Raw genomic sequence first — 13437 nt, forward strand, 5'->3', positions numbered from 1 at the left:
TCAGACTCCCAATCCCAGAATTCGCGAGGCGATGATGTTCTTCTGTATCTGCGACGTGCCGCCCATGACGCTTTGCGCGCGGCTGTAGAGGTAAGCGCTGAGCAGATCCGGGTCGCGGGTACCGCCGACCGCCAGCGCGGCATGTCCGACCGACTGCTCCACCCAGGTCATCAGCAGCTTGTCCAGCGAACCTTCCGGGCCGTGCGACACGCCATCGAGTTGCTCGGACAGCCGCCGCCGCACGTGGTGGGTCAGCATCTGCGCCTGCACCGCCGCCCACGCAACTTCGTCGGCTACATCGCCGTCAGTGCGGTCCACCAGCTGCGCCACCAGCTTGTTGTAACGGGCGGCATATCCCAGCGTGGACGGTTCGCGCTCGTGGCCGACGACGGTCATCGCGACGGCCCAGCCGTCACCCGGGGCGCCCACCATCCGATCTGCCGGAACCCGGGCGCCGTCAAAGGTCACCTGCCCGAACTCGTTGGTGACGCCGTTGATCATCTGCAGTGGACGTTGTTGCACCCCATCTTGTCTCATCGATATGACGAAAGCGGAGATGCCGCGGTGCCGCTTGGCGGCGGGTTCGGTGCGGGCTAGCAGCAGACACCAGTCGGCGACATCAGAGTAGCTAGTCCAGATCTTGTGGCCGTGGATCACATACTCGTCACCCATGCGGGTCGCGGTGGTGGTCAGCGACGCCAGGTCGGATCCCGCGCCCGGTTCGCTGAACCCCTGACACCAGCGTTCGGTGCCGTTGATGATGCCCGGCAGGAATCGCTGCCGCAGTTCGTCGCTGCCGTGCCGGCCGATACCGATCACCAGGTAGCCGACGCTGGGCCGCGGCGGGGCGCCCGCTCGGGCGATCTCCTCGTCGACGATGACGTCGTAAACCGGCGGCAGCTCCCACCCGCCGTACTCGCGCGGCCACGACAAGCCGAAGAACCCTTCCTGATACAGAGCGCGATGCCAGTCCGCCTGCCCTGCCCAGTACTCGTCACCCGAGCCACCGAATTCCTTCGCGTGCAGGGCAAGCCACGACCGCAACCGTTCCCGGAACTCCGCTTCCTGCGGTGAGTCACGAAAGTCCACGGCCGACCTCCTTCAGGGTGACCGGCCACAGCTCGGTCGATGTCAGGGCCCGGCGCAGGTAGACGTGCACCAGGCATTCCCACGTGTTGCCTATTCCGCCGTGCACTTGTATGGCGGTCTCACATACGGTTACGGCGGCACGGGCGCAGTAGATCTTGGCCACCCGGGCCGACTGGATGGCTTCGGCAGGTTCCAGTTCGTCGACAGCCCATGCGGCATGCCGCAGCACGCTCACCGAACCTTCGATGAGCGCCAGACTTTCGGCGAGCAGATGGGCGACGGCCTGATACGACCCGATCGGTTTGCCGTACTGCTCCCGGAGCTTCGCGTAGTCGCAGGCCAGGGCGTGTGCCCCGCGCGCGGCACCGACCAGGTCGGCCGCGGTGATGACCAGCGCCAACGCCCGCCATCGGTCGGCGGCTTCCGCGGACACCTCTCCCAGCGGCGCCGGCGAACCTGTGATCCGAACACAGGACCGGGTCAGGTCGGCACCGTCAACGCGGTCGCCGAGGTGTACCTTAAGGACCGTGGTGCCCGAAAGTTGAACGGCCCGTTGATAACCGCGGGTGTCGACCCCACGATCCTCGACCGCGACGGTAGCCCGCTCGACTCTCGTCTCCAGGTGCCGGGTCAGATCGTCGGCCAGCACCGGGCCCAGAAACGGAGCATCGAGGAGTCGCCGTCCGAATTCCTCTGCGACGATCGCCGCCTCGACACCCGAGGCCTCATCCGAGCGCAGCGATCGCCACCCGGTCAACTCGATCTGCTTGTCCAGCCGGGCAATTCGACCCTGGTCGGCCAAGTCGCCTACGGCGGCCGGGCCGAGGTCGTCGGCCAGCTTTGCGGCGGCGTCGCGCAATTGCTGCTGTTCAGCCGTCAGCCGTACATCCATAGCTCTCCTTGAGCACTCTGCGTAACACCTTGCCCGAGGGCAGGCGAGGAATCTCCGGCACGAACACCACCCGGCTCAGCCGCTTATAAGACGCCAGTTTCGCTTCCACCCGCGCGGTGAGTTCGGCGGCGAGCTCGGTGTTGTCGAATGTGGGGTGCGTGGCGACGGCGGCGACCACTGCCTCACCATTGGCTCCGTCGGCAACGCCAAAGACCGCGCAATCCCGTACGGCCGGATGACCATGCAGTACGGTCTCGATCTCGGCGGGGGCAACCTGGAAGCCCCGCACCTTGACCATCTCCTTGAGTCGGTCGGTGATCGACAACCAGCCGTCGCAGTCCAGGTGGCCCACGTCCCCGGTGCGGTACCACCCGTCCCGCAGCACGTCACTGGTGGCCTCGGCCGGGAGGTAGCCGGCCATCAGGGAGTCCGCGCGTGCCTGGATCTCTCCCGTCTCTCCCGGATCAACCGGCTCACCAGTCTGCAAGGACACCACCCGCAACTGCACGCCGGGCACCGCGCGGCCGACGGAGTCCAGCCGAGGCCCCTGGATGGGGTTGCAAGCGATGACCGGCAACTCGGTGGTTCCGTACGCCGGAACCCAGCCGACGCCGGTGCGCCGGGTGACCATCTCGGCGACCGTGGCGGTCACCGGGGTCGCACCCCACATGAAGTACCGCAGCGACGACAAGTCGTAGGACTCCAGCTGAGGGTGAGAGGCGATGGCCAGCGCGATCGGTGCGACGGCCATTTCGACTGTGATGCGGTCGATTTCGATGTGCCGCAATATCCGGTCAATTTCGAAGCGGCGGTGTAGCCGTATCCAGATACCGGTGCGCAGCGCGGTCAGGATGTTCAGCAACCCCAGGATGTGCGACGGGGGCGTGGCCACCTGGATGCGGTCCCGAGTGGTCAGCTGCAGCGCGTCGCGCCAATCCCGCACGGCCGCATCCAGCGACGCGTGGGTGTGCCGCACGGCCTTCGGCAACCCGGTGGTGCCGGAACTGAACACCAGCGCCGCATCACCGTTGGGTGATAGGGCGCCGATGGCTTCGCGGGGAGCGAGCGGTTCGTCCAAGTGCAATGTCGGCATCAGCCCGGCCAGCACTGGATGGTCACCGACGGCGTCGGTCGGGTCGGTGAGCGCGAGCGCATGGTCGACCTCGTCGCGCTTCCAGGCCGGGCTGAGGAGGACCGCCACCCCGCCGAGCCGCCAAATCGCCAGCACGGCGGCGACGAACTCGGGCCGGTTGGACGACATGACCGCGATCCGCTGGCCCGGCCGGACACCCCTTTGGCGCAGGGTGGCGGCGAGGGCGCCGGTCAGCCCATCGAGTTCGGGCAGGCTGAATCGCTGCTCTTCGAACACGAGCGCGGCCGGCTCGGTCACGTCCCGCCCTCCTGGGTGGCTGAGAAGATACTATCGCTAGGTGAGAATAGTATTCTCTATAGTGAAGAACGCAAAGTGCACAGCAAATGGCGACGACCCGGTGGCAGATAGGCGGTCATGACGGAGCCCGGCATGGTAACGATTCACCTCGACCGTAAGAAGGTCACGGTGCCACTTGTTGCCGGCGAGACACTCCTGGAGAGCGCGCGCCGCGCGGGGCTCGATCCGCCGTTCAACTGCGAGGCCGGTAACTGCGGCACCTGCATGGCCAGGCTGACCGAGGGCACCGCAACCATGCGGACCAACGACGCCCTCGACGACGACGAGGTCGAGGACGGCTACATTCTGACCTGCCAGGCCGTACCGGACGCCGCACCGATCACCGTGCAGTACGAGTAACCACCAGGAGGCCACGATGGCAAAAGGAATCATCTACGTCGAGACGTACCCCAGCTCGCCCGAACGCGAGCAGGAGTACAACACCTGGTACGACGAGGTCCACTTGGGCGAGCTCGTCGCGCTGGACGGAATCGTCTCGGCACGCCGGCTGCGGCCGGTCAACGGCGAGGGGCCCTACATCGCCCTCTACGAGATCGAGGGCGATGACCTCGAGGAGGTGCTGCACAGCATGAGCGGCGCAAAGCTGACCATGTCCAGTGCGCTGCAACTCGATCCGCCACCGATCCCGCGGCTGCTTCAGACCATCACCGAGCACACCGGCTGACCGGGCCCGGATCGGGCCGCTACGCGGAGAGGACTGCCCAATGAGGGCTGATGACCTGATTTTGGTGAGTATCGACGACCACGTCGTCGAACCCCCGGACATGTTCCGGCGGCATGTGCCCGCCAAATACCGGGACGAGGCTCCGATCGTCGTGATGGACGACAAGGGCGTCGACCAGTGGATGTACCAGGGCAGGCCGCAGGGTGTGAGCGGGCTGAACGCCGTGGTGTCCTGGCCGGCCGAAGAGTGGGGACGTGACCCGGCCGGATTCGCCGAGATGCGCCCCGGTGTCTACGACGTCCATGAGCGCGTCCGGGACATGAACCGCAACGGCATCATCGCGTCGATGTGCTTCCCGACCTTTACTGGCTTCTCGGCCCGCCACCTCAACATGCACCGCGAAGAGGTCACGCTGGTGATGGTGTCGGCTTACAACGACTGGCACATTGATGAGTGGGCGGGGTCCTATCCCGATCGGTTCATCCCGATCGCCATCCTGCCGACGTGGAACCCCGAGGCCATGTGCGACGAGATCCGCCGAGTCGCCGCCAAGGGCTGCCGCGCGGTCACCATGCCGGAATTGCCGCACCTGGAAGGACTTCCGAGCTATCACGACGAGAACTACTGGGGTCCGGTGTTTCGCACCTTGTCCGAGCAGAACGTGGTGATGTGCCTGCACATCGGCACCGGGTTCGGCGCGATCAGCATGGCGCCCAACGCGCCGATCGACAACCTGATCATTCTGGCCACCCAGGTCTCGGCTATGTGCGCCCAGGATCTGTTGTGGGGCCCCGCCATGCGCAACTATCCCGACCTGAAATTCGCCTTCTCCGAAGGCGGTATCGGCTGGATTCCCTTCTACCTGGACCGCAGCGACCGCCACTACACCAACCAGAAATGGTTGCGCCGCGACTTCGGTGACAAGCTGCCCAGCGACGTCTTCCGCGAACACTCGCTGGCCTGTTACGTCACGGACAAGACATCGCTGAAGCTACGCCACGAGATCGGCATCGCCAACATCGCCTGGGAATGCGACTACCCACACTCGGACTGCTTCTGGCCCGACGCCCCCGAACAGGTGCTGGCCGAGCTCAATGCCGCCGGCGCCGACGACACCGACATCAATAAGATCACCTGGGCCAACGCCTGCCGCTTTTTCAGCTGGGACCCATTCGCCCGCACCCCTCGCGAGCAGGCGACGGTTAAAGCCCTGCGTACCAAGGCGACTGACGTGGATGTTTCCATCCGGCCACGCGCCGAATGGGCGCGGCTCTATCGGGAAAGGCAACTGGCCGAACTGAGCTAGCGCGGCTTAGGCCCCCGGCAGTGCCGGCGGCGGCCGGTACTCGGGTTCATAGCCCGTGACGTGGATCGGGCTGCCGACCAACCGGAACTCGCCCGCCGACACGACCACTTCCGGGGTGGCCTCAAGCGCTTCGGGTAGCGTCCGGACCGCTGACGCCGGAACACCGAGCGGCCGCAGTCGCCGTTCCCACCCGGCGGCGGTGTCGGTGGCCAACATCGCGGTGACGACAGCCAGCACTTCGTCGCGGCGCGCCACCCGCTCGGCCATCGTCTCGAAACCCCCGATACCGGCCTCGGCGGCAAAGGTCTTCCAGAAGCCGTCGTGCGTGATAAACAGGGCGAGATAGCCTTTGGAGGTCGGAAATAGCTGTGCGGGAACGTAATAGGAGTGCGCCCCGTACGGACGGCGCTGCGGCTCGATACCGCTGTTGAGGTAGGCGGAGGCATGATAGTTCAGTTGTGACAGCATCACATCGCGCAGCGACACATCCACTTGGCCGCCGGTGCCGGAGATGATCTTCGCCAACAGACCCAGTGCCGCGGTCATCCCGGTGGAGTTGTCAGCCGATGAATAACCCGGCAAAGTGGGTGGACCGTCCGGGTCACCCGTCAGGGCGGCGGTTCCGACGCCAGCCTGCACCACGTAGTCGAAGGCCGGATCGTCACCGCCGTACAGACCGAAACCGGTGATCGCCACGCAGACGATCTTCTCGTTGTGCTGTCGCAACTCGTCGTAGGTCAAACCCAGCCGGCGGATGGCCGACGGCTTGAGGTTGACCAGCAAGGCATGCGATTCGACGACCAGTTCGCCCAATCGCTGTTGTCCCGCATCAGAATTCAGATCCAGCACGATGCTGGATTTGTTGCGGTTGAGGCTGGCGAAGTAGGTGGCGCCGACGCTGCGGGATATCTCACCACCGGTCGGTTCAATCTTGGTGACGTCGGCGCCGAGATCGGCGAGCAACATCGTCGCGTACGGGCCCGCCAGCATCGTGCCGACCTCGAGGATGCGTATTCCGGACAGCGGCCCGGTACCGCTCACCGCAACTCCCTGGCGAACTCGGAGATCATCTCCCGAGTGCGGCGCTTGGACGCGACAAGTTCGTCACGGTTCTTCCCGATAGGCAACAGCCGTACCGACAGATCCGTCACTCCGGCGTCGGCGAAGCGGCGCATCCGTGCCAGGATCTGTTCCGGTTCACCGGCCGCGCACAAATCGCCGACATCGCGGGCATCACCGCGCTCGAGCAGCCGCTGGTAATTCGGCGAGACCTCAGCCTCGCCCAGGATGCGATTGGCCCGCTCCTTAGCTTCGCCGACTTGCGAAGGCGCACAGAGGCATACCGGGATTCCGGCGACGATGCGAGGCGCCGGGCGCCCGGCATCCGCGGCGGCCTTGGTGATCTTGGGCGCGATGTGGTCGCCGATCGCGCGCTCGTCGGCCATCCACAGGACGGTGCCGTCAGCCAATTCACCCGCCAACTGCAGCATCACCGGCCCCAGCGCGGCTACCAGCACAGGCATCGGGGTGTCGGCCCCGATACCCAGCGGATTATGCACGGTGAACGAATCATTCTCCACGTCAACGGGTCCCGGTCCCGCAACAGCGGCGGTGAGTACCTGCAGGTAGTCGCGGGTGTAGGCGGCCGGCTTCTCGTACGGCAGGCCCAGCATGTCCCTGATGATCCAGTGATGCGACGGCCCGACACCCAGCGCCAACCGGCCACCGGCGACCGCATGCGTCGAGAGTGCTTGGCGGGCAAGGGCAATCGGGTGTTGGGCCTGCAGCGGCACTACCGCGGTGCCCAACTCGATGCGCGAGCTGTGCGCAGCCATCAACGACACCATGGTCAGGCAGTCGAAGTCGTTGGGCACCTGAGGCATCCACGCCGTGTCCAGCCCCGCCGATTCAGCCCACTCGATATCGGAGGCCAGCTTAGCCACCTTGCGGGCCATGTCGCCGCGCTCGGCGCCGATCATCACTCCGATACGCACGGTTCCTCCTGCGCTGGTTCGGGCGTGCCGGTCAGCGCACGAATCTCGCGCACCAGGTTGGCCAGCGACGTACCGGTCGGAAACACTGCCGCCGCACCGGCTTCCAGCAATTTTGGAACATCAGCGTGCGGGATGGTGCCGCCCACCACGACGGCGATGTCGCCGGCATCGGCGGCACGCAAAGCCTCGATGGTGCGCGTGGTAAGCCTCAGGTGCGCTCCGGACAGGATGCTCAGGCCGACCAGGGCCACGTCCTCCTGAACGGCGATCGACGCAATGTCCTCAATGCGCTGGCGGATGCCGGTGTAGATGACCTCGAAGCCAGCATCACGCAGCGTACGGGCAACAATCTTGGCGCCGCGGTCATGCCCGTCCAGACCGGGCTTGGCGACCAGGATGCGGGCGGTCATCTAGAACACCACCGGCTGCTGAAATTCGCCCCACACCGCTTTGAGCGTCGAGACCATTTCGCCCACCGTGCAGTAGGCGTTGGCACAATCGATGATCTTGTGCATCAGGTTGTCGTCTCCCTCGGCACTGCGGGCCAGCGCGGCGAGGGCGGATTGCACCGCGCCGCTATCTCTTTCGGCCTTCACCTGCGCGAGCCGCTTGAGCTGCAGGTCGCGGCCCTCAGCGTCGAGTTCGTACATCACGACGTCGGGTTCGGGTTCCTCCGAGACGAACCGGTTCACCCCGACCACCGGCCTGACGCCACTCTCGATGTCCTGATGGATCTTGAACGCCTCGTCGGCGATCAGTCCCTGCAGATAACCGTCTTCGATGGCGGCGACCATGCCGCCGTGCGCCTCGAGGTCGGCCATGATCTCGATGATGCGCGCCTCGGTGGCGTCGGTAAGGGCCTCGACGAAGTACGAGCCGCCCAGCGGGTCGGCGACCTGGGTGACGCCGGTCTCGTAGGCCAGCACCTGCTGGGTGCGCAACGCCAGCGTGGTGGATTCCTCCGACGGCAGTGCGAACGGTTCGTCCCAGGCCGCGGTGAACATCGATTGCACGCCGCCCAGCACCGCCGCCATCGCCTCGTAGGCCACTCGCACTACATTGTTCTGCGCCTGCGGCCCGTATAGCGATGCGCCGCCGCACACGCAGCCGAACCGGAACATCGATGCCTTGTCTTTGGTGGACCCGTAGCGTTCGCGCACGATCGTGGCCCAACGACGCCGTCCCGCACGATATTTGGCGATCTCCTCGAAGAAGTCACCGTGCGTGTAGAAGAAGAACGAGATCTGAGGAGCGAATTCGTCGATGGTCATCCGGCCTCGTTCCACCACGGTGTCGCAGTAGGTGACGCCGTCGGCCAGGGTGAACGCCATCTCCTGCACCGCGGTAGCGCCGGCGTCGCGAAAGTGCGCCCCGGCCACCGAGATGGCGTTGAACCGCGGCACCTCGGCGGCGCAGAACTCGATGGTGTCGGCGATCAACCGCAGCGACGGTTCCGGCGGCCAGATCCAGGTGCCGCGCGAGGCGTACTCCTTGAGGATGTCGTTCTGGATGGTCCCGGTGAGCTTGGCGCGCGGTATCCCCTTCTTCTCGGCGGCCGCGACGTAGAACGCCAGCAGGATCGCCGCGGTGCCGTTGATCGTCATGCTGGTGCTCAGCTTGTCCAGTGGAATGCCGTCGAAGAGGATCTCGAAGTCGGCCAGGGTGTCGACCGCGACACCCACCCGCCCCACTTCTTCGCCGAAGTCAGGATCGTCGGAGTCGTAGCCGCACTGGGTGGGCAGATCGAGCGCCACCGACAGTCCGGTACCGCCCTGATCGAGCAGGTACCGGTAGCGACGATTCGACTCCTCGGCGGTGCCGAAACCGGAGTATTGCCGGAAGGTCCATAGCTTGCCGCGGTATCCGGATGCGAAATTGCCACGAGTGAAGGGGAACTCTCCTGGCGCTGGCGGCTCGGCGTGTCGGTTCTGCGGGCCATACACCGGCGCAAGCGGTATGCCCGATGGGGTCTGGGCTGCGTTATTCATCGTTGAATAACGTACTTGCAAAAAAAGAGAATGCCAATACCAGTAGGTTGACCTGCGGAATAGGCGCTATGGGGGTGAGTCTGCACGGCGCCGGATTTGACACAATGCCGCTATGGCTGACGAGTCCGATGACGCGCAACGGAGCCACGGTGGCTTGCCGGTGGTCGGGGGTCTGTTGCGCCGACAGCGACGGGAGGCCGAACGGGCCCTGCACGGGCTCGTCGACACCGTCGTGCGGGACGGCAAAAGCCTCGAGAGACTGATGCGGCGAATCAACATGGACGCGATCATCGCCCGGCTTGACATCAACGGCATTGTCGCGCGCATCGACATCGACGCATTCCTTGCGCGCCTCGACATCGACGCGATTGTGGAGCGGCTCGACATCGACGCGATGCTTGCCCGCCTGGACATGGACGCCATCGTCGCCCGCGTCGACCTGGACGCCCTCCTAGCACGGCTGGACCTAGACGCCGTAGCCGCCAGAGTCGATCTCGCAAAGCAAGAGAGTCGGCCGGAGAACTTGTGAACATGACCACACCGGGTCACGCGAAGCGGCGTCGACGCGCGCACTGATCACCACCGGCCACGTGCTGAAATGCCTCCGACTGCCCGTGTAGCGGCAGCCGTCGGCGAACTTTGTCGGCGCTGCGGCGGCTCGACCCGTGATTTACGCTCACCGCGTCGCCTTCCCAACGCGTGGACCCGGAACAAAGCGCGGCCGCCACGAGTTCGTAATCGGCGGATCCCCCGGCAGACCCCTCAGATCTACGAAAAGACGAAAAGACGAAAAGAGTTAACTTGCGCCGCACTAAATCCTCCACCCCGCCGGCGCGGCGGGTGGCTCGTTGGTTGGCAGCGGCCTTCGTCGCCGTCGCGGCTCTGCTGATGCCAGTGCCGGGCCAACTCTCGCGGGCTAGCGCCGACCCCGGGTGTCCGTCCGTCAAAGTGGTGTTTGCCCGCGGGACCTTCGAGGCACCGGGCATCGGTGCCACTGGGCAGGCATTCGTCGATGCACTGAATGCCCGGCTAGGCGGCACCGATGTCGCCGTCGATCCGGTCAACTACCCGGCGTCGCTGGACTTCGGCAGGGCCGTCGACGGTGTCGCCGATGCCAGCCGCAAGGTCGAGGCCACAGCCGCAAACTGCCCTGGGACCAAGATCGTGCTCGGTGGGTACTCGCAAGGCGCGGCCGTGGCCGCCTACACCACTTCCGACTCTGTTCCGGACGGCATTTCGCTTCCCGACGGAATAACCGGCCCGATGCCGCCGACCGTCGCTTCCAAGGTTGCCGCGGTCGTTTTGTTTGCCGCTCCTTCAGATGCGTTCCTGCACTTCGTCGATGGCAGTGCACCGCCCATCAACATCGGTCCGCTGTACACCGCCAAGACTCTTCAACTCTGCGCTGATGGAGATCCGGTGTGCTTCCCGGGCGGGCGGGATCGCGCCGCGCACAGCACCTATCGAGACAACGGCATGGCCAACCAAGCCGCCGATTTCACCCGCAACGCAATCGCTTCCCACTGACGCAATCGGGGTTGTCAGGCGCGGCAGAGGATTTCGCCGTGCGGGATGGCCAGCCAGCCGTCAGGGTCGGCGGCCCACATCCGCCACGCTGCCGAGATCTCCTCGAGCTCTGCGGTGGTGGCCAGGCCGGAATCGGTCAGCTGGTGCCCCAGATCCGAATGCAGAATCCGGTCGGCCCACATGCCGCCCCACCACTTTCGGGTGTCATCTGTTGCGTAGCACCACGTGCTGGCGCCGGGGGTGATGTCGGCGAAGCCGGCTTGGCGAGCCCAGGCCAACAAAGAACGTCCCGCATCTGGTTCTCCGCCATTGTCACGCGCTGCGCGTTCGTACAGCTCCCGCCAGCGATCCAGCGGCTCCAGCCGCGGATACCAGATGAATCCGGCGTAGTCAGCGTCCCTGGCGGCGACGATCCCACCCGGTGCGCACACTCGCTTCATCTCGCGCAGCGCTTGCACTGGGTCGGCGACGTGCTGTAGCACCTGGTGGGCGTGCACGACGTCGAACGTGTCGTCGGGCAGGTCGAGCGCATGCACGTCGGAGGTCAGGAACGCCACGTTGCGCAGGCCACGCGATTCCATCTCGGCGCGGGCGAGACTGAGCGCATCATCGGTTTGTTCGACGGCCGTCACCGATCCGGGTGCGATCCGCGTGGCGAAGTCGGCGGTGATGGTGCCGGGCCCGCAACCGATGTCGAGTAGGGATATTCCGGCCCGAAGGTGCGGGAGTAGGTAGCCCGCGGAATCCTCGGCGGTGCGCCGCCGGTGGCTGCGCAACACCGACTCGTGGTGGCCGTGAGTGTAGGTGACCCGTGGTGGTTCCGTCATGAACCAAGCCTAGCCAATATCTCATATATTGAGTTTTTCGTCTCAAATAATGAGACGATTAGTCGACCGGGACATCAAGGATTGGTCGCTGCACCGCCGCGCCGGGACCGTCAAAGTGCCACCACTCACCGGAGTACACCGATAGCCCGCCGTAATTCATTGCATCGCGCAGCCGGACCCGATTCGCGTAGGCGGCGGGACCGACGTCCTTGGTCGCGAAAGCCTTTGCGCGGTCGGTGAAGTCGTCGAAATCGGTGCCCATGTCAGCCAGGCAGAAGTACCCGGCATGCCGCTCGGTAGGACATGGCTGCTGTGAGCTGGTGAAGGTGACGTCCACCGAACGCCCGGCCTCGTGGCTGGTCGCGTACGGGCCCGGGCGAGCCACCCAGGCGGGGTTCGGCACCACTTGATACATCTTCACCTGGACGTCGTGCGGGCGGTAGCAATCCCAGAAGACGAGGACCTGGCCCTGTGGCCGCAACGCCGCGGCGGCGGACTCCAGCCCGTGTGCCATCGATTGATGCACCAGGCAGCGGGCATCGGCGGGGTAGAGCTGGGTGTGGGTGAAATTGTCCGTGGTGGCATAGCGCAGATCGATCACGGCGTCGGGAACTACGCTGCGCACGTCGACGAGACCCGCCGCAGCGGCTTCGGCGCTTACCGGGGGAACGCTGGGACTGAGCGGAGCCGTGGTACCCACCGGCAATATCGACGTCGCGGTATCCGAGCGAACGCCGAACGGCGACGCACCACACGCCGCGACCGCACCCACGGCCAAGGCGGTCAGCAGGATCGACGTCGCTTTTCGCACGGACATCGTCGCTTTTCGCACGGACGTCGTCGCTCTTCGCACGGACGTCGTCGCTTTTCGCACGGACGTCGTCGCTTTTCGCACGGACGTCGTCGCTCTTCGCACAGACGTCGTCGCTCTTCGCACAGACGTCATTGTCCAGTCGCCAACCCCACGGACGCGGAGCGCCACGACCGAACGTCAGCGAATTCGATCGGTCGCGGTCTGCAAGATAGCCCCGGCGATCTGGTCGGCCGGCTCGAGTCCGACTACGCCAATCGACAACAACACCGAGTCCTTCTCGCGGTACACATGGCTCCACGCGTTGGCATTGAGCCGTACGGTCGCCGAATCCGGCCTGTCGAGGGTGAACTGGTAGTGCGGATCGTGTAGATCCGCGCAGGCCCGCAGTGACTCTTCTAGCTGGTTCAGCACTCCACGCGCTGCGTTCGAGTCCGGATAGACGGCGACGGCCTGGCTGACCGTCTGAATCATCGCCGGCCCACCAGGCTTGAGGTCGTCGGTAATCCCGTGATAGCCCGCGCTGCGGAACTCTGACCACCCGGTGCCGAACGTTACGTCGCTGATCCCGGCGGCCCGGCACGGCCCCGGCGCGTTCAGATCGCCGACGGGTGGCTGCCGCAGGTCGGCGTGGGAGTGCGCGGTGAGCTCCTCGTAGTTCGCGATGCGACGAACCTCTTCGACACTGACGATCAGTGAGTCGGCGCGCGAGACCGGGGTCGCAGCCGGTGCGGCGGAGGTGTTTCGGGTCGAACAGGCAGTAAGCGCCACGAGGACGGTGACGGACGCTGCGCGGATGATGGCAGTCCGGCGTGATCGAGGTGTCATGTCCTTGGTCCGGATCGAGGTGCGCCTTGCTACCTCAACACTATGACTGGCCAAGACCGGT

15 protein-coding genes are annotated in these 13437 nt (G+C 65.5%); 5 read left to right on the plus strand and 10 right to left on the minus strand.

Annotation, left to right across the window (positions count from 1 at the left end; genetic code table 11):
• Genes H0P51_RS24610 through H0P51_RS24620 form a run of 3 tightly spaced genes read right to left on the minus strand, consistent with a single transcriptional unit; the run spans position 1 to position 3371 of the window.
• Positions 1–1089 (minus strand): acyl-CoA dehydrogenase family protein, encoded by a 1089-nt coding sequence (locus tag H0P51_RS24610; protein ID WP_180915423.1) that lies wholly within the window; start codon positions 1087–1089, stop codon positions 1–3.
• Positions 1076–1981 (minus strand): acyl-CoA dehydrogenase family protein, encoded by a 906-nt coding sequence (locus tag H0P51_RS24615; protein WP_180915424.1) that lies wholly within the window; start codon positions 1979–1981, stop codon positions 1076–1078. Before H0P51_RS24615 ends, H0P51_RS24610 begins: the two co-directional genes overlap by 14 nt.
• Positions 1959–3371, minus strand: coding sequence for a class I adenylate-forming enzyme family protein (locus H0P51_RS24620; protein WP_180915425.1), 1413 nt, complete (start codon positions 3369–3371; stop codon positions 1959–1961). The genes H0P51_RS24615 and H0P51_RS24620 overlap by 23 nt, the downstream gene beginning before the upstream one ends.
• A 117-nt stretch (positions 3372–3488) precedes the next feature.
• Here H0P51_RS24620 and H0P51_RS24625 point away from each other — a divergent pair, with 117 nt between their 5' ends.
• Genes H0P51_RS24625 through H0P51_RS24635 form a run of 3 tightly spaced genes read left to right on the plus strand, consistent with a single transcriptional unit; the run spans position 3489 to position 5401 of the window.
• Positions 3489–3770 carry a 2Fe-2S iron-sulfur cluster-binding protein gene (locus H0P51_RS24625; protein WP_180915426.1) on the plus strand — a complete coding sequence of 94 codons (282 nt, stop codon included), beginning with the start codon at positions 3489–3491 and terminating at the stop codon, positions 3768–3770.
• 16 nt (positions 3771–3786) lie between these two features.
• Positions 3787–4095: a DUF4286 family protein gene (locus H0P51_RS24630; RefSeq protein ID WP_180915427.1), complete on the plus strand. Its 309-nt coding sequence runs from the start codon at positions 3787–3789 to the stop codon at positions 4093–4095.
• 40 nt (positions 4096–4135) lie between these two features.
• Positions 4136–5401, plus strand: a complete 1266-nt coding sequence (locus H0P51_RS24635) for an amidohydrolase family protein (RefSeq protein WP_180915428.1) — start codon at positions 4136–4138, stop codon at positions 5399–5401.
• Positions 5402–5407: 6 nt separating this feature from the next.
• On the opposite strand, the gene H0P51_RS24640 is transcribed toward H0P51_RS24635, so the two are convergent.
• From H0P51_RS24640 to H0P51_RS24655, 4 genes are read right to left on the minus strand one after another with little or no spacing between them, the layout of a single operon-like run.
• Entirely contained in the window at positions 5408–6391 is a 984-nt protein-coding gene (locus tag H0P51_RS24640) for a CaiB/BaiF CoA transferase family protein (protein WP_180919211.1), read from the minus strand.
• A 47-nt stretch (positions 6392–6438) separates the two neighbouring features.
• Positions 6439–7395 (minus strand): LLM class F420-dependent oxidoreductase, encoded by a 957-nt coding sequence (locus H0P51_RS24645; RefSeq protein WP_180915429.1) that lies wholly within the window; start codon positions 7393–7395, stop codon positions 6439–6441.
• Positions 7380–7805: a cobalamin B12-binding domain-containing protein gene (locus H0P51_RS24650; RefSeq protein ID WP_180915430.1), complete on the minus strand. Its 426-nt coding sequence runs from the start codon at positions 7803–7805 to the stop codon at positions 7380–7382. The genes H0P51_RS24645 and H0P51_RS24650 overlap by 16 nt, the downstream gene beginning before the upstream one ends.
• A complete protein-coding gene (locus tag H0P51_RS24655; protein ID WP_180915431.1) occupies positions 7806–9383 on the minus strand; it encodes a methylmalonyl-CoA mutase family protein in 1578 nt (525 codons plus the stop codon).
• 112 nt (positions 9384–9495) lie between these two features.
• Here H0P51_RS24655 and H0P51_RS24660 point away from each other — a divergent pair, with 112 nt between their 5' ends.
• The gene (locus H0P51_RS24660; protein WP_180915432.1) at positions 9496–9912 is read left to right on the plus strand and encodes a hypothetical protein; all 417 of its coding nucleotides are present in this window, start codon (positions 9496–9498) and stop codon (positions 9910–9912) included.
• 359 nt (positions 9913–10271) lie between these two features.
• A complete protein-coding gene (locus H0P51_RS24665) occupies positions 10272–10910 on the plus strand; it encodes a cutinase family protein (protein ID WP_180919212.1) in 639 nt (212 codons plus the stop codon).
• Positions 10911–10924: 14 nt separating this feature from the next.
• On the opposite strand, the gene H0P51_RS24670 is transcribed toward H0P51_RS24665, so the two are convergent.
• The 3 genes from H0P51_RS24670 to H0P51_RS24680 form a co-directional block, all read right to left on the minus strand.
• Positions 10925–11737 (minus strand): class I SAM-dependent methyltransferase, encoded by an 813-nt coding sequence (locus H0P51_RS24670; RefSeq protein ID WP_180915433.1) that lies wholly within the window; start codon positions 11735–11737, stop codon positions 10925–10927.
• Positions 11738–11795: 58 nt separating this feature from the next.
• Positions 11796–12554, minus strand: a complete 759-nt coding sequence (locus H0P51_RS24675; protein ID WP_180915434.1) for a M15 family metallopeptidase — start codon at positions 12552–12554, stop codon at positions 11796–11798.
• Between the two features lie 174 nt (positions 12555–12728).
• Positions 12729–13376: a sensor domain-containing protein gene (locus H0P51_RS24680; protein WP_180915435.1), complete on the minus strand. Its 648-nt coding sequence runs from the start codon at positions 13374–13376 to the stop codon at positions 12729–12731.
• Positions 13377–13437: the final 61 nt, after the last annotated feature.

The sequence above is a fragment of the Mycobacterium vicinigordonae genome (assembly GCF_013466425.1).
GTDB classification, from domain to species: Bacteria; Actinomycetota; Actinomycetes; order Mycobacteriales; family Mycobacteriaceae; genus Mycobacterium; species Mycobacterium vicinigordonae.